This window comes from Burkholderia crassaminum (assembly GCF_964265005.1).
GTDB lineage: Bacteria > Pseudomonadota > Gammaproteobacteria > Burkholderiales > Burkholderiaceae > Burkholderia.
Window position 1 is genome coordinate 2,565,872 of record NZ_OZ183799.1, and the last position, 17,662, is coordinate 2,583,533.

Consider the following 17,662-nt stretch of genomic DNA (forward strand, 5'->3'; position numbering starts at 1 on the left):
GCGTTCAGTCTCGTTCGCCGATGGCGAGCGACACGGCGAGCAACGCGCCGCTACCGCTCACGACGACGTCAAACGCACGCCGCGGCCCATCGAGCCGCAACGTGTCCATTTCTTGCAGTGTGTAGTGCGTGCCGTCGATTTCAACGGCGGCCTCGCCGGCCGCGCAATGCAGCAGCACGGTATCGGCGTGCCCGATGCGGTGCACGCCCGCGCGCCACACGTCGAGCGTGCCGCGCGCGGCCGAGCGACGCGTCATCAGGTTGAAGTCGCGCGTCGCGCCGTCGTGCAGCGTCGCGTCGATCGCCGCCTCGCCCGCGAAATCCGCGCGGGTCAAAGGTGCGTCGAGCACGTGGCGTGCGCCGCCTTCCTCGGCGAGCGTCATGCCCGCGCCGGACAGCAGCACGAGCGTGCGGTCGATTCCGTCGAAACGCGAGAACGGCCCGGCCGTGCCGACGTCCGCGACGCTCACGCGCCACGCGAACGCGTCGAGCGCGGCGCCCGGGGGGAACGCGCCGATTTCGCGCGTCACGCCGCCGCCGTTCTTCCATGGCGACGCGACGAGATCCGCTGCGCGGATCAGCGCGGCGGCCAGCGTCGCGTTCACCGGCGCCTGGTCGAGCGCCGTCATGCTCAGCGGCCGAGCATCGGCAGCTTCAGGCCGGCTTCGCGGGCCGTCTGCTGCGCGAGTTCGTAGCCGGCATCCGCATGGCGCATCACGCCCGTCGCCGGGTCGTTCAGCAGCACGCGGCCGAGGCGCTCGTGCGCTTCGGCGGTACCGTCGGCGACGATCACGACGCCCGAGTGCTGCGAGAAGCCCATGCCGACACCGCCGCCATGGTGCAGCGACACCCACGATGCGCCGCCTGCGGTGTTCAGCAGGGCGTTCAGCAGCGGCCAGTCGCTCACGGCGTCCGAACCGTCCTTCATCGATTCCGTCTCGCGGTTCGGGCTCGCGACCGAACCCGTGTCGAGGTGGTCGCGGCCGATCACGATCGGGGCTTTCAGTTCGCCGTTCTTGACCATCTCGTTGAACGCCTGGCCGAGGCGATAGCGATCCTTCACGCCGACCCAGCAGATCCGTGCCGGCAGGCCCTGGAACGCGATGCGCTCACGCGCCATGTCGAGCCAGTTGTGCAGGTGCGGATCGTCGGGGATCAGCTCCTTCACCTTCTGGTCGGTCTTGTAGATGTCTTCCGGATCGCCCGACAGCGCGACCCAGCGGAACGGACCCTTGCCTTCGCAGAACAGCGGGCGGATGTACGCCGGCACGAAGCCCGGGAAGTCGAACGCGTTCTCGACACCCATTTCCAGCGCCATCTGGCGGATGTTGTTGCCGTAGTCGAGCGTTGCCGCGCCACGCTCCTGCAGATCCAGCATCGCCTGCACCTGGACGGCCATCGACTGCTTCGCGACCTTCACGATGCTCTGCGGATCGACCTTCTGCGCTTCGCGCCATTGCGCGACGGTCCAGCCTTGCGGCAGGTAGCCGTTGATCGGGTCGTGCGCGCTCGTCTGGTCGGTCACGCAATCCGGCGTGATGCCGCGCTTGACGAGTTCCGGGAACACGTCGGCCGCGTTGCCGAGCAGGCCGATCGACACCGGCTTGCCCGTGCGCTTCGCTTCCTCGATCATGCCGAGCGCTTCGTCGAGCGTCGTCGCCTTCTTGTCGACATAGCGCGTCTTCAGGCGGAAGTCGATACGCGTCTCGTCGCATTCGACCGCGATCATCGAGAAGCCGGCCATCGTCGCGGCCAGCGGCTGCGCGCCGCCCATGCCGCCCAGGCCGCCCGTCAGGATCCAGCGGCCCGACGGATCGCCGTTGAAGTGCTGGTTCGCGACCGAGAAGAACGTTTCATAGGTGCCCTGCACGATGCCCTGGCTGCCGATGTAGATCCAGCTGCCGGCCGTCATCTGGCCATACATCATCAGGCCCTTGCGGTCGAGCTCGTGGAAGTGGTCCCAGTTCGCCCAGTGCGGCACGAGGTTCGAATTCGCCAGCAGCACGCGCGGTGCATCCTTGTGCGTGCGGAACACACCGACCGGCTTGCCCGACTGGATCAGCAGCGTCTCGTTCTCTTCGAGATCCTTCAGCGACGCGAGGATCTGGTCGTAGCATTCCCAGTTGCGCGCCGCGCGGCCGATGCCGCCGTACACGACGAGCGCATGCGGATGCTCGGCGACTTCCGGGTCGAGGTTGTTCTGGATCATCCGGTAGGCCGCTTCGGCCAGCCAGGTCTTGCAGACTTTCTCGCTGCCGCGCGGCGCGCGGATCGTGCGCGTCGGATCGAGACGGGGATCGATGTGTTTCGGATGGTTCATGACGACTGCTCCCGAGGGAAATGAATATCAAATAGGAATCAGAAATGCCCGGTGAAGCGATAACGGCTGCCGGGATGCCACAGATTCGCCACCGAGGCGACGACGCCCTGCGACCAGGTGCGCCGATGTAAAACCAGACACGGCTCGACGTCGTCCATCCGCAGCTGCTCGCGCCGCTCCGGCGCCGGGGCCGCCGCTTCGATCCGGTACTCGACGCGCTGCAGCGGAGCCGCGCGCATCAGGTACAGGTTCGGCGTCGTGTTCGTGAAATCCTGCCCGGCGTAATCCGGCGCGACCGCCGGATTCACCCACCGTTCTTCGAGCTGCACCGGCTCGTCGTTCTCGAAGTGCAGCACCTGCGAGTGAAACAGCTTCGTGCGCACCGCCACCTGCATCTCGTCGGCGAGCGCCTCGTCGGCGCGGATCGTGTCGAGGCCGAGCACGCTGGCGTGATACGCGTGCCCGCGCGCGCCGACCTCCTCCGAGATGCTGCGGATCGCCACCAGCGTCGACTCGTACTTCGGCCGCGCGACGTAGGTGCCCGCGCCCTTCATGCGCGTGAGCACCTGCTCGGCCGTCAACTCGCGCAGCGCGCGGTTGACGGTCATGCGCGCCACCTTGAATTCGCGCGCCAGCTCGTTCTCGGACGGCACCTGGTCGCCCTCCTCCCACTCGCCTGCGTGGATGCGGCCCAGGATGAAATCCTTGATCTCCTGGTAGACCGGCGCGCTCATGGGCTTACTGTTCCGATGCGAACGAGAACGGCGCGATCTTCGCGAACGCGCGCTCGCCGACGAGCTTCGCGATCGCTGCGATGTCCGGTGCGAAGTAGTGGTCGAGCTCGTAGTGCGCAACCTTGCCGCGGATCGTTTCCATCGCGGGCGCCAGCTTCGGGCTCGTGTGGTACGGCGCGCGCAGGTCGACGCCTTGTGCGGCAGCCAGCAGTTCGATCGCGAGGATGTGCTTCGTGTTGTCCGCGATGTCGGCGAGCTTGCGCGCGGCGAACGTCGCCATCGACACGTGGTCTTCCTGGTTCGCGGAAGTCGGCAGCGAGTCGACCGACGCCGGGTGCGCGAGCGTCTTGTTTTCCGATGCGAGCGCGGCAGCCGTCACGTGGGCGATCATGAAGCCCGAGTTCACGCCGCCATCCCGCACGAGGAACGGGGGCAGGCCCGACAGCGTCGCGTCGATCAGCAGCGCGATGCGGCGCTCGGCCAGCGCACCGATTTCAGCTGCGGCCAGTGCGAGGTTGTCGGCCGCGAACGCGACGGGTTCCGCGTGGAAGTTGCCGCCCGACAGCACTTCACCGGTATCCGGGAAGATCAGCGGGTTGTCCGATACGGCGTTCGCTTCGATCAGCAGCACGTCGGCTGCATGGCGCATCTGGTCCAGGCACGCGCCCATCACCTGCGGCTGGCAGCGCAGGCTGTACGGGTCCTGCACCTTGTCGCAATCGCGGTGCGACTGGTTGATCGGCGAGCCTTCGAGCAGGTCGCGATACGACGCTGCCGCGTCGATCTGGCCTTGATGGCCGCGCAGTTCATGAATGCGGGCGTCGAACGGCTTCACCGAGCCGGCAGCCGCGTCGACCGACAGCGCACCCGCGACCAGCGCGGTGCGGTACAGGTCTTCGATCGAGAACATGTTGTCGAGCGCCAGCGCGGTGGATGCCTGCGTGCCGTTCAGCAGTGCGAGGCCTTCCTTCGCCTGCAGCGTCAGCGGCACGAGGCCCGCGACGCGCAGACCGTCGACTGCGCTTGCGCGCTCGCCACGGATGAACACTTCGCCGACGCCCAGCAGCACGGCCGACATGTGCGCGAGCGGCGCGAGGTCGCCCGATGCGCCGACCGAGCCCTTCACCGGGATCAGCGGCAGCACGTCTGCGTTGAACAGCGTGATCAGCGCGTCCATCACTTCGCGACGGATGCCCGAGTGGCCGCGGCCGAGGCTCGACAGCTTCAGCGCCATCAGGAGGCGCACCGACGAGCGCGCCATCGGCTCGCCGACGCCGACCGCGTGCGACAGCACGAGGTTCTTCTGCAGCAGTTCGAGCTGGTCGTGCGGGATGTGCGTGCTGGCCAGGCGGCCGAAGCCCGTGTTGATGCCGTAGGCCGGCTCGCCCTTCGCGGCGATGTCGGCGACGGCCTTCGCGCCGGCGTCGATCTTCGCGAAGCTGGCCGGGTCGAGCGTCAGCTGCACGGATTCGCGTGCGATCTGGCGCAGTTGCGGGAGGGTCAGGTGGCCGGGGGTCAACGTAATCATGTGAGCAATCCTGTCTAGACAAGTTCGGAGTGGTTTGAAGTGTAGCCACCTGAACTTGTCTAGACAACCCGTTTTTCACCGATTTCGACTTGGGAGTTTCCCTGATGCCCGATGGGGCCCGCCGGATCGGTTGGCGGGATCCGGTTATTAACATATGTTGCAATTATTTTGTCTTTGGCAACATACGGATCACCATTCGCCACGGAGACCGTCATGCACTTCCCGCCCCGTTTCACCGCCCTGCTCGGCCGCGGCCTGCTCGCCGCCGCATGCGCCCTCGCATGCGGCGCCCCGTTCGCCGCGGAGCCGCTCTCGGGCACGCTCGAGAAGATCCGGCAGGGCAACCTGATCTCGATCGGCCACCGCGAAACGTCGGTGCCGTTCTCCTACGTCGACGCGAACGGCAAGGTCATCGGTTTCTCGCAGGACCTGTGCGACCGCGTGATTGCCGCCGTGAAGGCGCGCGTCGGCAAGCCCGACCTGCAGGTGCGCTTCATCCCCGTCACGTCGCAGAACCGCATCCCGCTCGTGCAGAACGGCACCGTCGATCTCGAATGCGGCGTCACCACGAACCTCGCCGCGCGTCACGCGCAGGTTGCGTTCTCGACCACCTTCTTCGTCGCGACGACGCGCCTGCTCACGCGCACGAGCTCGGGCATCCGCGACTTCCCCGACCTCACCGGCAAGACGGTCGTGACGAACCAGGGCACGACGTCCGAGCGCCTGCTGCGCAGGATGAACGAGGAAAAGAAGATGAACATGCAGATCATCAGCGCGAAGGACTACGGCGAAGGACGCCTCACGCTCGAATCGGGCCGCGCGGCCGCGTACATGATGGACGACGTGCTGCTCGCGGGCGTGCGCCAGCTCGCCGCGAAGCCGGCCGACTGGCAGATCGTCGGCACGCCGCAGTCGTCGGAAGCCTACGGATTCATGCTGCGCAAGGACGATCCGCAGTTCAAGGCGCTCGTGGACGGCGTGCTCGTGCAGTTGATGAAGCGCGGCGAGATCGACGCGCTGTACGACAGGTGGTTCCTGAAGCCGGTGCCGCCGAAGGGGCTCGCGTTCGACTTCCCGATGAGCGACGTGATCAAGGCGCGCTACGCGGCGCCGAACGACGCGCCGCTCGAATGAGCGACGCCGGTTGACGTGCGGTGACCTGCGCTATGTGCGCGTGCGCGTCCACGCGACGCACGCCGCGTAGCCGGGCGCCGCATCGAGCCACGCGGCATCGAACGCCGCGACGCCGGCCGCCGGCGCGGTCGGGTCGACGATCGTCGTCGCGGGTGTCGCCGCATCGCGCGGCGGCACGACCGCGAACGCACGCAACCCGCCGACGATGCCGGTGCCAAGCGCCTTGAGCAGCGCTTCCTTCGCCGACCACACGCGCATGAACGCCGCCGCGCGCGCGGCGGGCGACGTGCTGTCGAGCCAGGCGGCCTCGGCGGGCGCGCAGACTTCGCGCGTCAGCGCACGCCAGTCGGCCGCGCGGTCACAACACTCGATATCGACGCCGACGCGGCCCGCGGGCGCCCACGCGAGCAACGCGTGGGCGCCTGCATGCGACACGTTGAAATCGAGTTCCGTCCGATGCGCGGGGGCCGGCGACGGCCGCCCCGATTCGTCGACGACGATCGCGACCGTGCTCGGCGCGACACCGAGGGCCGCGCCGAGCACGTCGCGCAGCGCGGCACGCGTCGCGGCACTGCGTACCGCATCCTCGTGACGCATGAAGCGCGCGGCACGCGCGCGCTCGTCATCGCTCAGTGCCGCATAGGCCGGCGAGGCGAGCGGGATGCTCCAGTCGAAATCGATGCGCACGACCCGCACACCCGCGCGGGCTGCGGCGGGCGGCACATCGAGCGCGTGCACGCGCCACGCGCGGGGGGTGTCGGCCGGAGAAGCGGAATCGGACGGAATGGACATCGATGCGCGGCAGCCTGTGCTGTGAAAGGGAACGCCCGATGTTAATCGATCGCGCCGGCGTACGAGCCGGCGGGTGTGCGGATCGCCGCGGCCGCATCGAACCGGAGCGGCTTCATGAGCGGCATGCGAAGGCCGCGCACGGCAGCACGCGATGCCTGCGACGCATCGGGCAGCCGCCGTGCATCACCCGTTCGCGGCGACGCCCGGCACGCCGCTGCCCGCTGCCCGCCCGCGCGACGCCGGGTGAAGCGCGCGCACGCGGCCCGGCGCATCGGCCGGCAGCACGCCGTGCTGCAGCCAGTACAACGCAAGCGGCCACAGCGTGTCGGTGAAGCGGCTGTGGAAAAACGCGAAATGGCCGATCGCATCGACGCCGATGTCGGCCGGCCCGATCCGCAGATGCGTGACGTCGCTGCCCGTGTAGTAGCCGACCAGCCGCTCGATCGCTTCGACCGTGCCGAACCCGTCGTCGTCGAGGCCGATCGCGAGCATCGGCGCCGACAGCCCCGCGAAGCGTGCGGGCAACGCGGCGCGGCTCGCGGCGGGTTCAGCGAGCGGGCCGCTCGTATAGCCATCCTCGAAGCGCGCCTGCGAGCGCACCCACGACAACGCGACGCCGCGCGGCGTGTCCTCCATCCAGCCGAGCTGCTTCGCGGGCACGTAGCCGAACACGGTCGCGAGCACCGGCATCGCAACGTGCCACTTCCACCACATGCGCCGCCGTTCGGCCGGCAGGTAATCGCGCCAGTAAGCGTACTGCGCGCCGACCGTCACCGCATGCCGCACGTGACCGTTCGATGCCGCGAGCCCGAGCGCGAACCCGCCGATGCTGTGCGCGACGACGTCGATCGGCTGGCCTGGAAACGCGTCGCGAGCGTATTGCAGCGCGGCTTCGCAATCGAGCCGCCCCCAGTCGAGCCAGTTCGCGCGCAGCTTCGCGAGCTGCGCCGGGCGCGACCCGCCGATGCCGCGATAGTCGTAGACGAGCACGTCGCGCCCCTGTGAGAACAGCCAGGCCGCGAAACGAAAGTAGTAGTCGCAACGCACCGACGTCGCGCAATTGATGACCGTCACGGGCCGCGCGACACTGCCGCCGCGATGGCGCCATACGTGGCCACGCAATTCATAGCCGTCGGCCGCGCGCAGCGTCACGGGCTCGGGTGGCAATGCGCCCGCCGCGCGGCTGCCCTGCGTCGTTCCGCTGCCTTCGTTCGAAATCGTCATCGTGTCTCCTGTCGGTCCGAGTTAGCGCTTTAGCGCTTACTCGGACCCCATGCTTCGCGGTCGGTCCGAGTTGGCGCTTTGGCGCTTACTCGGACCCCATGCTTCGCGGTCGGTCCGAGTTGGCGCTTTGGCGCTTACTCGGGTCCCATGCTTCGCGGTCGATCCGGGTTGGCGCTTTAGCGCTTACTCGCATCCCGTGCTTCGCGGTCGGCCCGAGTTAGCGCTTTGGCGCTTCCTCAGCCCCCCTACTTCACGTTCGATTCGGGGTGGCGCCTCGGTGCTTGCCCGAGCCCATGCTTCGCACTCGACCAGGGCGTCAACGCCCCGTCGCCTGCTCCAGCCCCATGCTTCGCCGCCCGAGCCCGCTCCAGCCTCCATTGAACTTGACGCGCCCCGCGTTCTCAACCAATCTTGCTGCTCCGTTCGCATGAGTCATGCGCATGTCAACGCCGCTCGTCCGTCTCCCGTCGCTCGACCTCGTCCGCGGTTTCGTCGCCGTCGGCCGCCGCATGAGCATCACGCTCGCCGCGCAGGACCTGTGCGTCACGCAATCGGCGGTCAGCCGCCAGGTGCACGCGCTCGAAGCGCATCTCGGCGTCGCGCTGCTGCAGCGCGGCTACCGGAAGATCGCGTTCACGCCGGAAGGCGAGCGGCTGTTTCGGGTCGCGGATGCGGCGCTGCACGGCCTGCAGGACACCGTCGCATCGCTCGCCGCCGCGCGCGAGCGCCAGCCCGTCACGATCACCGCGAGCATCGGTGTCACCGCGCTGTGGTTGCTGCCGCGGCTCGGGCGGCTGCAGGCGCGCCTGCCGGAGATCGACCTGCGCGTCGCCGCGAACGACAAGGTACTCGATTTGCGCGCCGAAGGCATCGACCTCGGCATCCGCTATTGTCCGCGCGACCGCGCGCCGGCCGGCGCGCTGCACCTGTTCGACGAGATCGTCGTGCCGGTCGCCCATCCCGCGCTCGCGGCGCGGCCCGTCACGAACGCGGCCGCGATCGCCGGCCACGTACTGCTCGAATTCGACGGGCCGCCGCAGCCGCAATTGCAGTGGCACACGCACCTGCACGCGGCCGGGCTCGGCGACGCGCGCCCGAAAGGCGTGCTGCGCTTCAACCAGTACGACCAGGTGATCCAGGCCGCGATCGCCGGCCAGGGCATCGCGCTCGGGCGGCTCGCACTCGTCGCGCCGATGCTCGCGGACGGGCGGCTCGCGGTGCTCGGGCCGCACACGCAGGCGCTGTCGGAGGCGTACGGCTACTGGCTGTTCCAGCACGATCCGGCACCGCGCCGCGAAGTGGCCGACGTGCGCGACTGGATGCTCGCCGAAGCAGCCGAATGCGATACCGCGATGCGTGCGCACGACCCGGCATCGGCGTAGGCCGGAGCCGGTTTGGCGAATGCCGCTGACCGCGGCCGGACGCTTCCGCCCCCCTCCCGAGCACCCCTCGTCGCATTCTCCGCACGCATGCCAACCTGACCGAATGATCGCTTGAGCGGCAACGGTACCGATCGTCTAATCGGATCGAGCACGGTCGTTTCGCCGCGCACCTTCATCCGGAGACACGCATGACCCCGATCGAGCAGGAAGTCCGCCGCCGCTGGCTGCCCGTACTGGCCGGCGGCCTGATCATGGGCGCCGCGCTCGGCATCCGCCACGTGCAGGGCCTGTTCCTCGCGCCGGTGTCGCTCGACCACGGCTGGTCGCGCGAAGCATTCGGGCTCGCACTGGCGCTGCAGAACCTGATCTGGGGCGTCGCACAGCCGTTCACGGGCATGGTCGCCGATCGCTTCGGCTCGCTGCGCGTGATCGTCGCCGGGATGCTGCTCTATGCGGCCGGGCTCGTCACGATGGCGCATGCGGCGACGACCGGCATGTTCACGGTCGGCGCCGGGCTCGTGATCGGCATCGCGCTGTCGGGCTCGGCGTTCGCCTCGATCTATGGCGCGCTGAGCCGCCTGTTTCCGCCCGACCGGCGCGGCTGGGCGCTCGGCGTCGCGGGCGCGATCGGCGGGCTTGGCCAGTTCTGCATGGTGCCCGTCGCGCAGAAGCTGATCGGCGGCATCGGCTGGCGGCATGCGTTCATCGCGCTGGCGCTCGTCGCGGCGCTGCTCGCGCCGCTCGCCGTGCTGCTGCGCGACCGGCCCCCGCAGGCTGCCGGCGCCGCCGCCGGCCCCGACCAGTCGATCGGCGAAGCCGTGCGCGAGGCATTCGCGCATCGCGGCTTCTGGCTGCTGAACGCGGGCTTCTTCGCGTGCGGCTTCCAGCTCGCCTTCATCGCGACGCATCTTCCGGCGTACCTGCTCGACCACGGGTTGCCGGCACGCCACGCGAGCGTCGCGCTCGCGCTGATCGCGCTGACCAACGTGGCCGGCACCTATGCGTGCGGCCATCTCGGCGGGCTGCTGCGGTGCAAGTACGTGCTGTCGGTGCTGTACCTCGTGCGTGCGCTCACGATGGCCGTGTTCGTCGCCGCGCCGCTGTCGCCCGCGAGCGTCTACGTGTTCGCGGCCGTCATGGGGTTCACGTGGCTCGGCACCGTGCCGCTGACGAACGGCGTGATCTCTCAGGTGTTCGGCGTGCGCTACATCGCGACGCTGTTCGGCTTCGTGTTCTTCGGGCACCAGCTCGGCAGCTTCTTCGGTGTCTGGCTCGGCGCGCTCGTGTACGACGCGACCCATTCGTACATGCCGCTGTGGATCGGCTCGATCGCGCTCGGCGTACTCGCGGCGTTGCTGCACCTGCCGATCAACGACGCGCGCGTCGCGCGTCCGGCATCGGGCAACGCGGCATGGGCATGATCCGCGCGGCACTGGCCGCCGGCACGCTCGCGTTCGTCGCGTGGTGCGGCGCGGCCTACTTCGATTCGGGCGTCGCGTACGCGCTGCTCGAGCACGTCGCGTTCTGCAATTGACGCGGCGCCCCGATGCGGGCGGTCAGCGGCGCTTCGGCAATGCCGCCAGCGCATCGAGTGCGCGGGCACGCGCGGCCGCATGCTCGACGAGCGGTTCCGGATAGTCGAGTCCGAGCCGCACACCCGCCGCGTCGAGCTCCAGCGGCGTAGCCTCCCACGGCGCATGAATCGATGCGGTGTCGAGGCCGGCAAGCTCGGGCACCCAGCGTCGCACGTACGCGCCGTCCGGGTCGAACTTCCGCCCCTGCGCAACCGGATTGAAGATGCGGAAATACGGCGCGGCGTCGGCGCCGCAGCCGGCCACCCACTGCCAGCTCGCCGCGTTGTTCGCGGGATCGGCGTCGACCAGCGTGTCCCAGAACCACGCTTCGCCCGTGCGCCAGTCGATCAGCAGATGCTTGATCAGGAACGACGCGACGACCATCCGCACACGGTTGTGCATCCAGCCGGTCGTCCACAGTTCGCGCAAGCCCGCATCGACGAGCGGATAGCCGGTCAGCCCGCGCTGCCACGCACGCAGCGCGGCGGGATCGTCGCGCCACCGCATCGCATCGAACTGCGTGCGGAAGTTGTCAGTCGCGAGTGCCGGAAAGTGGTACAGCAGCATGTAGCTGAATTCGCGCCAGCCGAGTTCGCTCAGGAACTTGTCGGCGCCCGCCGCGCACGCCGCGCCGCCCGCCTGCGCGGCACCCTGCACCGCGTGCCACACCTGTCGCGGCGACACGTTGCCGAAGCGCAGGAACGGCGACAGCCGGCTCGTCGCGGGCCGGTCGGGACGGTCGCGCGCATCCGCGTAATCGGCCAGCGATGTCGTCAGAAACGCGTCGAGCTGCGCGTGCGCGCCGTCTTCGTCGGGTGCGGGCCACGCGTCGCGCAGGCCGCCGGCCCAATCCGGCACCGGCGAACGCAACGCCAGCGCGTCGAGCGCCAGCGCGCGGTCGCTCACCGCCTTCTGCCACGGATGAAACCCGATCCGTTCGGGCGCCGGCAGCGGCGCGACGACCGCACGATCGCGGCGCGCCGCGCGCCAGTACGCAGTGAACACCTGGTACGGCCCACCGCTGCCCGTCAGCACCTCCCACGGCTCGTTCAGCAGGCTGCCGTTGCTGCTCTCGACCGTGACGCCGCGCGCCTTGAGCAACGCCTTCAGCGCCGCGTCGGCATCGCGCTGCGGTTGCGCATAACGACGGTTCCAGTACACGGCTTGCGCACCCGTGTCGTGCACGACGCGTTCGATCTCGCGCGGCGCGTCGCCGCGCAACAGCAGCAGGCGTCCGCCATGACGCGCAAGCGCCGCATCGAGCCCGGCCAGCGACCCGTGCAACCACCAGCGCGCCGCGCCGCCGAGCGCTCGCCCCGCGCCAGCACCCGTGTCGTCGACGAATACGCACACGAGCGGCCGGCCCGATGCCGCCGCGCGCGTCAGCGCGGGCTGGTCGGTCACGCGCAGATCGTCGCGGAACCAGACGATCGCGGGAGCAACGGACGACTTGGCGGGCACGGGCACCTCGATGACGAAAGCAGGAAGAGACCCGTATTGTCGCGGTTGCGCTGCGTGGTGTCGACGTTCGACGCCCCCGCGTGCCGATGCCGTCGACGGTCACGGCCGTCGTACCCGCTGCTGCCCCCCGGTGAAACGCCTTAGTCCATTCCGACGATTCTTCGCCGCATGCGCCGGCCTACGCTCGATGTCGGGTGCGCTGCGCGGCACCTGCCGGCCGCTACCGGCACCGCGCGTTCCATCCCGCCCCTGCCATGCGCGCCGGCCGATGCCGGCGCGGACCTATCCGACCGCTGCGGCGCCCGGCCAGCCGGGCGCGCAGCCTCACCCGGTAAACCCCCATGACCAAACCCTCGAATCTCGTCACCTCGATCACCGTCGACATCGACGCACCGGCCTCCGTCGTCTGGGAAGTGCTGACCGACTTCCCCCGCTACGGCGAATGGAACACGTTTTGCGTCGGTTTCGAAACGACCGGCAAGCTCGGCGATTTCGTGCACATGCAGGTGCGTATTCCCGGCACGGAGACCGTGATTCCCGTCAGCGAGATCCTCGTCGCCTGCGAACCGGAACGCCTGCTGTCGTGGGAGCAGCGCCCGACCGACGACAACAAGGACGCCGCGCGCCGCGACCAGTACATCGATGCGATCGACGCGCAGCGCTGCCGCTATTTCACGACCGACCAGTTCCTCGGCATCAACGCGGACACGATCATGCAGAACCACGGTGCGTGGGTGAAACAGGGTTTCGACCAGTGCGCGCGCGACGTGAAGCAGCGCGCAGAAGCACTGCATGCGGCACGCAAGCGCAAAAGCGCGTGACCGGGAGCCGCCGATGCCCGATCTGCAAACGCTGTCCGACCATCACGACATCCGCGAACTGATCGTCGCGTATTCGAGCGCGATCGACACGCGCGACTTCGACGCGCTCGACGCGGTGTTCACGCCCGACGCGGCAATCGACTACCGCGCGATGGGTGGCATTGCCGGCTGCTATCCGGACGTGAAGGCGTGGCTGCGCACCGTGCTGCCGCAGTTTCCGCAGTACCAGCATATGGTCGCCAACCTGTCGATCCGGCTCGATGGCGACACCGCGCGCGGCCGCACGATCTGCTTCAATCCGATGGAGGTCGTGCTGCCGGACGGCGGCACGCAGGTGATGTTTCTCGGGCTGTGGTACGTCGACCGGTTCGTGCGTACCGCGCTGGGCTGGCGCATCGCCGAGCGCGTCGAGGAGCGCTGCTACGGCCACAACGTGCCGGCCGTGCTCGCGGGCGCGACCGGGTGATCGGACCACCATGCACCGGCCACGATGCGCACGCCGTGCAATGGCTGCACGGCGCGCGCATCTCAGGCCGTTGCGTCAATCGAGCCGGAACGCCGCCTCGAATCGCTCGGCGAACGTGTCGAACTCGGCTTCCGGCAGATGGTTGATACCGCCCGCGCGCTTGCGCCCGCCTCCGGTCGCAAAGCCGCGGCAGAACTCGTCGGCGCCGAGCGGCCGGCCATCGGGCACGCGCACGCTGACGACGAGCCCGCCGTCCGCGCGCGGCGACAGCACCGCGAGTGCCGCATGCGGCGCATTGCGCATCCGCTCGTTCGCGAGCATGCCCGTCGCGCGCCGCGCCCATGGATGATCAGGCATCCGGACCAATGTCGCGCCGGGCACCTCACGCAGCGGCGCAAGTGCGCACGCACGAGCCATGTCGTCGCGGTAGCCGTCGCGCAGTGCGGCAAACACGGCCGTCTCGCGCACGAAATCGAGCGGGTCGACGCATGGCAGCATCGCGTCGGCAAGCGCCGCCGGGTCGAAATGCAGATCGCCGACACACTCGCCGTACGCGTTGTAGTTCAGGTAAAGGCCGAGTTCGGCGAGCGTGTCGCGCTCCGCCTCGTCGATCGCATGCTCGCGCGCAAGCGCGCCTCCGAGCGCCGGCAACTCGTCGCCGAATGCCGCGACGATCGCCCAGCGCACATGCCGGCCGCCGAGATAGCTGTTCACGATCGCGCTCGTGCAGACGTCGGCCGACGTGTCGATATGCGCGTCGAAGCGCGGATCGTCGGGCAGCTTGCCCGCGAAGTGATGGTCGAAGTAGCGGACCGTCGCGCCGTCGCGCAGCAGCCGCGCGCATGCATCGCGATTCTGGTCGTGCGACACGTCGAGCACGGTGACGATGTCGCCCGCGTGTGCGTCGATCCGCTCGAGCAGCTTGATGTCGCGTTTCACACCGGTCACGAGCGTGCCGTGCACGCCCTCCGCGAGCCGCAGTTGCTGAAGCGCGCACAGGCCGTCCGCATCGCCGTTGAATGCAAAGAAGTGTTGTTCGTCTTGGTTGTCCTGCATGATCCTCTGCTCCATCGTCAGGGCATGAAATCGCCGCCATTTGCGTCGAGCGTCGCGCCCGTCACCGCGTTCGCGTAGTCCGACGCGAGGAACAGCGCCGCACGCGCGCAATCGTCGTCGGTCGGCAGCTTCGCGAGCGCGATGTTCGATGCGATCGGCGCGATGATCTGCTCTTCCGTCATCCCGTACTCGACGGCCGCCTGCCGGAAATACGTCTGGGTCGGCACGCCCCACATCCACCCCATGTGGATGCTGTTCGCGCGAATGCCGTGCACGCCGAGTTCGCGCGCCAGGTATTTTGCCGCAACTGCGAGCGCCCCCTTCGATACAGCGTAGCCGCCTTCCCCTGCAAACGGCTTGCGGGTCGCCTGCGTGTTGATCATCACGATCGCCCCGCGCTTGCGCCGCTTCATGTGCGGCACGACTTCCTGCGTGAGCGCCATCGTGCCGAACACGTTGGTGTCGAACACCGCGCGCCAGCCGTCGAGGTCGGCCTCCGCCACCGGTTCGGGAAACGTGCCGTGCACGAAAGCGCTGTTCACGAGTGCATCGATCCGGCCGAAGCGCTCGACGGCCTCGGTCGCGAGTTGCCGGCATTGCGCGCGATCGGTGATGTCGGTCTTCACCTTCAGCACGTCGCAGTCGACGCCGAGTGCGCCGATCCGTGCCTCCGCGTCGTCGAGCTTCTCCATCGTGCGCGCCGCGACGACCACGCCGCGTGCACCTTCGCGCGCGGCCTCGACGGCGAGCTTCACGCCGAGCCCCGGCCCGATCCCTGAAACTACAACGATCTTGTCTTTCAGCAACATGGGTTGTCTCCTGGTTGTCGTTCGTCTCGCGGGTGCGGCCGTCAGCCGGCCGCCCGCAGGTGCCGCTCGCGATACGCGGCGAAGTCGTGCGCGAGCTGCGCATCGGTGAAGCCGAAGCGCGCGATCGAATAGTCGTGCGCGGCGCGCTTGTCGCGACCGTTGCGCGCCATCCAGTCGGTCATCGCCGCGCGCTGCGCGGCATCGAGCGGCACGCCGGCAAACGCGTAGACGGCCTCGGCAACGCCGAGCGGATTCGACACCGTGTCCTCGAAACGCACGTCGAGAAACCGGCCGGCCGGCAGCGCGTCGCGTGCCACCATCGCCGCGCCGATCGCGCGCGCCATCCCCGCGTTCCACTGCGCGCCGACGGCGAGCGGATCGGGATCGTCGGCATACATCTGCCACAACGTGTGCGCCATGCTCGCCATCGACGGAATCGTCTGCGCCGGATCGCGGTGCGTGAGCACGACCTGCGCGCGCGGAAACACGCGGCACAGCACGTCGAGCGCATGCAGGTGCTGCGGCGTCTTCAGCAGCCAGCGCTGCGCCGGCGCAACACCGCGCTGCACCTTCTGCCACTGCAGGAACTGCAGCATCCGTTTCAGGTACGTATAGACCGGCGTGAGATCCTGCCGCGCGAGCCACGCCGTGTAGCGCGGCACGTTCGCGTACGAATCCATCGCGCACACGAACGAGTGCTCCATCAGCATGAACTCCTCGTCGGCAAGCATCGCATCGAGCGGATGGATCGTCAGGATCTGCGGAATGCAATCGATCATCATCGCGACTTCGGCCTGCGCGCGGGCAATGCGCACGGTCGGCTCGGCAAGCGTCTCGCCGGTGAGTGGCGCCGGGTAGCGCGTTTCCCACCACGCGGCAGTATGAAAGCGCGGATCGACGGCCAGCAGCCGCTGCAGCAGCGTCGTACCCGTGCGCGGCAGGCCGACGATCACGAGCGGATCGTCGATCGCGATGTCCGCGATCTCCGGATGACGCCGGAAGTAATCCTCGACGACGAGCCGGTTCACGAGTTGCCCGACGAGCTTCTCGCGCATCATCTCCGCGCCGCGTGCGGACAGCTTCGCTTCGTCGATCAGCGACGCGCACATCACGTCGAGCGCCTCGCGATACGGCCCGTCGCCGAATGCAGTGAGCCCGCCCGTGCGCGACACGGCCTCGGCGATCAGCCCGTCCGCGTCGAGCCGCGCGCGAATCGAATCGAGCGGCGCATTCATGCGGCCTCCTTCAGCGCGGCGAGCTTCACGACCCGCGTGCGCGGATGCACCGGTTGCGCGGCGCCCACCCAACGCCAGCAGATCGTGCCGGTGCGATGCCCGGCCGTATCGAGCCAGTTCGCATCACCCGGCCGCGCGGCCGCGACGACCACCGTCACGCCACCGTCGGCATTGCGCCGTGCGCTGTGCTTGTTCACGCAGATGTCGAAGTGACGGTAGTCGAGCGACTCCATCCAGTAGTTGTTGAGCTGCACGTTCCAGAAATCACAGTCGGGCACCGTATCGACGTCGATCACGAGCGCCTCGTCGGCGGCCAGCGCCCAGCACGAGTGGTAGTAGTAGATGTTCGGGTCGCCGCCAACCGACTGGCACAGCGCCTGGTCGGCGGGCGGCAGCGCGTTCACGTGCGACCGGTAGCTCGCGGCCCAGTCCGCGAACAGCTTCGACGTCTGCTCGACGAATTGCGCGGCGCGCGTGAGGCCGCCGTGCAGCACGAGCGGGTCGAGCGGCGCCGGGCGATCGCCGGCGCCGATGCGCTCGATCTTCAGTTGAGCAGGCGTTTCCGTGCGCCGGTCGAGGAAGGTCTGGCGCACGAGCAGCGCGTTCGTGCCCGGCTCCATGCGCACCCAGTTGCCCGCGCGCGGCGTCTCGCTCAGCACGATCTCGAAGCTGCCGTCCGGCGCGATCTCGAGCTGCTTCGCGTCGAGAAAGCCCGTCTGCAGCATCTTGCCGTCGGTTTCGTAGCCGCCCTTCTGCGTGCCGAAGCTCAGGTACGCGACCGTGCCGCGCCGCCCCGTCACGCGGTATTCGCAGCGGCCGTCGAGGCGCGCGTACTGGTACAGGTTGTCGGGATTGTCCGCGCCGATCTTCGCGGTCTCGTGCGACGGCGAGAAAAAGCCGGGCCACGCGCCGTCCGCGAACTCGACGTGCATTTCGAGCGCGATACGCATCAGCCGGCTCAGGTAGCGGAAGCCTTCCGCGCGTGTCAGCGGATCGTCCGGCGCTTCGGCGCGCAGGATCTGTTGTCCGCTGCGTTTCAGGGTGTCGCAAAAATCGGCCCAGGTCTGGCCCGAAAGCAATTGCGTGGCACGTGTGTCGTCCGTCATGTGTCGTCTCCGCCGATGGTC

Annotated in this window: 17 protein-coding genes; 6 read left to right on the plus strand and 11 right to left on the minus strand. The window is 68.8% G+C overall.

The window, feature by feature from the left end; all coding sequences use genetic code 11:
- Window positions 1–4: 4 nt before the first annotated feature.
- From ACPTTF_RS11815 to hutH, 4 genes are read right to left on the minus strand one after another with little or no spacing between them, the layout of a single operon-like run.
- Window positions 5–628, minus strand: coding sequence for a HutD family protein (locus tag ACPTTF_RS11815; protein WP_423371265.1), 624 nt, complete (start codon window positions 626–628; stop codon window positions 5–7).
- A 2-nt stretch (window positions 629–630) separates the two neighbouring features.
- Window positions 631–2,319, minus strand: coding sequence for a urocanate hydratase (hutU, locus tag ACPTTF_RS11820; RefSeq protein ID WP_166960392.1), 1,689 nt, complete (start codon window positions 2,317–2,319; stop codon window positions 631–633).
- A gap of 38 nt (window positions 2,320–2,357) precedes the next feature.
- Entirely contained in the window at window positions 2,358–3,053 is a 696-nt protein-coding gene (hutC, locus tag ACPTTF_RS11825) for a histidine utilization repressor (protein ID WP_423371266.1), read from the minus strand.
- Between the two features lie 4 nt (window positions 3,054–3,057).
- On the minus strand, window positions 3,058–4,581 hold the full coding sequence (gene hutH, locus ACPTTF_RS11830; protein WP_423371267.1) for a histidine ammonia-lyase: 1,524 nt from the start codon (window positions 4,579–4,581) through the stop codon (window positions 3,058–3,060).
- A gap of 213 nt (window positions 4,582–4,794) precedes the next feature.
- Here hutH and ACPTTF_RS11835 point away from each other — a divergent pair, with 213 nt between their 5' ends.
- Window positions 4,795–5,715, plus strand: a complete 921-nt coding sequence (locus ACPTTF_RS11835) for a glutamate/aspartate ABC transporter substrate-binding protein (RefSeq protein WP_423371268.1) — start codon at window positions 4,795–4,797, stop codon at window positions 5,713–5,715.
- Between the two features lie 30 nt (window positions 5,716–5,745).
- Here the strand turns inward: ACPTTF_RS11835 and ACPTTF_RS11840 are convergent, their stop codons facing one another.
- Together ACPTTF_RS11840 and ACPTTF_RS11845 are read right to left on the minus strand one after the other, a co-directional pair.
- Window positions 5,746–6,507 carry a 4'-phosphopantetheinyl transferase family protein gene (locus tag ACPTTF_RS11840; protein WP_423371269.1) on the minus strand — a complete coding sequence of 254 codons (762 nt, stop codon included), beginning with the start codon at window positions 6,505–6,507 and terminating at the stop codon, window positions 5,746–5,748.
- 183 nt (window positions 6,508–6,690) lie between these two features.
- Window positions 6,691–7,731 (minus strand): alpha/beta fold hydrolase, encoded by a 1,041-nt coding sequence (locus ACPTTF_RS11845; RefSeq protein ID WP_423371270.1) that lies wholly within the window; start codon window positions 7,729–7,731, stop codon window positions 6,691–6,693.
- 440 nt (window positions 7,732–8,171) lie between these two features.
- Between ACPTTF_RS11845 and ACPTTF_RS11850 the strand changes: the two genes are divergently transcribed.
- From ACPTTF_RS11850 to ACPTTF_RS11860, 3 genes are all read left to right on the plus strand, one after another.
- A complete protein-coding gene (locus tag ACPTTF_RS11850) occupies window positions 8,172–9,113 on the plus strand; it encodes a LysR substrate-binding domain-containing protein (RefSeq protein WP_423371271.1) in 942 nt (313 codons plus the stop codon).
- 188 nt (window positions 9,114–9,301) lie between these two features.
- Window positions 9,302–10,534, plus strand: coding sequence for an MFS transporter (locus ACPTTF_RS11855; RefSeq protein ID WP_423371272.1), 1,233 nt, complete (start codon window positions 9,302–9,304; stop codon window positions 10,532–10,534).
- The gene (locus ACPTTF_RS11860) at window positions 10,525–10,647 is read left to right on the plus strand and encodes a hypothetical protein (protein ID WP_006478335.1); all 123 of its coding nucleotides are present in this window, start codon (window positions 10,525–10,527) and stop codon (window positions 10,645–10,647) included. The genes ACPTTF_RS11855 and ACPTTF_RS11860 overlap by 10 nt, the downstream gene beginning before the upstream one ends.
- 22 nt (window positions 10,648–10,669) lie before the next feature.
- Here the strand turns inward: ACPTTF_RS11860 and ACPTTF_RS11865 are convergent, their stop codons facing one another.
- Complete coding sequence (locus tag ACPTTF_RS11865) at window positions 10,670–12,148, minus strand: cryptochrome/photolyase family protein (protein ID WP_423371273.1); 1,479 nt, start codon at window positions 12,146–12,148, stop codon at window positions 10,670–10,672.
- Between the two features lie 341 nt (window positions 12,149–12,489).
- Here ACPTTF_RS11865 and ACPTTF_RS11870 point away from each other — a divergent pair, with 341 nt between their 5' ends.
- Window positions 12,490–12,969: an SRPBCC domain-containing protein gene (locus ACPTTF_RS11870; protein WP_166960415.1), complete on the plus strand. Its 480-nt coding sequence runs from the start codon at window positions 12,490–12,492 to the stop codon at window positions 12,967–12,969.
- A gap of 13 nt (window positions 12,970–12,982) precedes the next feature.
- On the plus strand, window positions 12,983–13,435 hold the full coding sequence (locus ACPTTF_RS11875; protein WP_423371274.1) for a nuclear transport factor 2 family protein: 453 nt from the start codon (window positions 12,983–12,985) through the stop codon (window positions 13,433–13,435).
- A 75-nt stretch (window positions 13,436–13,510) separates the two neighbouring features.
- Here the strand turns inward: ACPTTF_RS11875 and ACPTTF_RS11880 are convergent, their stop codons facing one another.
- From ACPTTF_RS11880 to ACPTTF_RS11895, 4 genes are read right to left on the minus strand one after another with little or no spacing between them, the layout of a single operon-like run.
- The gene (locus tag ACPTTF_RS11880) at window positions 13,511–14,491 is read right to left on the minus strand and encodes an acetyltransferase (protein ID WP_423371275.1); all 981 of its coding nucleotides are present in this window, start codon (window positions 14,489–14,491) and stop codon (window positions 13,511–13,513) included.
- Window positions 14,492–14,508: 17 nt separating this feature from the next.
- The gene (locus tag ACPTTF_RS11885; RefSeq protein WP_423371276.1) at window positions 14,509–15,300 is read right to left on the minus strand and encodes an SDR family oxidoreductase; all 792 of its coding nucleotides are present in this window, start codon (window positions 15,298–15,300) and stop codon (window positions 14,509–14,511) included.
- Window positions 15,301–15,341: 41 nt separating this feature from the next.
- Window positions 15,342–16,535, minus strand: a complete 1,194-nt coding sequence (locus ACPTTF_RS11890) for a sulfotransferase family protein (protein WP_423371277.1) — start codon at window positions 16,533–16,535, stop codon at window positions 15,342–15,344.
- Window positions 16,532–17,641, minus strand: a complete 1,110-nt coding sequence (locus tag ACPTTF_RS11895) for a DUF1214 domain-containing protein (RefSeq protein WP_423371278.1) — start codon at window positions 17,639–17,641, stop codon at window positions 16,532–16,534. Before ACPTTF_RS11895 ends, ACPTTF_RS11890 begins: the two co-directional genes overlap by 4 nt.
- Between the last annotated feature and the right edge of the window lie 21 nt (window positions 17,642–17,662).

Bases quoted from the DNA above. Each gene is read 5' to 3' on its own strand.
- ACPTTF_RS11885 (WP_423371276.1), bottom strand. From the start codon at position 15,300: ATGTTGCTGAAAGACAAGATCGTTGTAGTTTCAGGGATCGGGCCGGGG.
- ACPTTF_RS11860 (WP_006478335.1), top strand. From the start codon at position 10,525: ATGGGCATGATCCGCGCGGCACTGGCCGCCGGCACGCTCGCGTTCGTC.
- ACPTTF_RS11880 (WP_423371275.1), bottom strand. From the start codon at position 14,491: ATGCAGGACAACCAAGACGAACAACACTTCTTTGCATTCAACGGCGAT.
- ACPTTF_RS11895 (WP_423371278.1), bottom strand. From the start codon at position 17,641: ATGACGGACGACACACGTGCCACGCAATTGCTTTCGGGCCAGACCTGG.
- hutH (WP_423371267.1), bottom strand. From the start codon at position 4,581: ATGATTACGTTGACCCCCGGCCACCTGACCCTCCCGCAACTGCGCCAG.
- ACPTTF_RS11845 (WP_423371270.1), bottom strand. From the start codon at position 7,731: ATGACGATTTCGAACGAAGGCAGCGGAACGACGCAGGGCAGCCGCGCG.
- ACPTTF_RS11840 (WP_423371269.1), bottom strand. From the start codon at position 6,507: ATGTCCATTCCGTCCGATTCCGCTTCTCCGGCCGACACCCCCCGCGCG.
- hutC (WP_423371266.1), bottom strand. From the start codon at position 3,053: ATGAGCGCGCCGGTCTACCAGGAGATCAAGGATTTCATCCTGGGCCGC.
- ACPTTF_RS11855 (WP_423371272.1), top strand. From the start codon at position 9,302: ATGACCCCGATCGAGCAGGAAGTCCGCCGCCGCTGGCTGCCCGTACTG.
- ACPTTF_RS11815 (WP_423371265.1), bottom strand. From the start codon at position 628: ATGACGGCGCTCGACCAGGCGCCGGTGAACGCGACGCTGGCCGCCGCG.
- ACPTTF_RS11870 (WP_166960415.1), top strand. From the start codon at position 12,490: ATGACCAAACCCTCGAATCTCGTCACCTCGATCACCGTCGACATCGAC.
- ACPTTF_RS11835 (WP_423371268.1), top strand. From the start codon at position 4,795: ATGCACTTCCCGCCCCGTTTCACCGCCCTGCTCGGCCGCGGCCTGCTC.
- ACPTTF_RS11875 (WP_423371274.1), top strand. From the start codon at position 12,983: ATGCCCGATCTGCAAACGCTGTCCGACCATCACGACATCCGCGAACTG.
- ACPTTF_RS11850 (WP_423371271.1), top strand. From the start codon at position 8,172: ATGTCAACGCCGCTCGTCCGTCTCCCGTCGCTCGACCTCGTCCGCGGT.
- hutU (WP_166960392.1), bottom strand. From the start codon at position 2,319: ATGAACCATCCGAAACACATCGATCCCCGTCTCGATCCGACGCGCACG.
- ACPTTF_RS11890 (WP_423371277.1), bottom strand. From the start codon at position 16,535: ATGAATGCGCCGCTCGATTCGATTCGCGCGCGGCTCGACGCGGACGGG.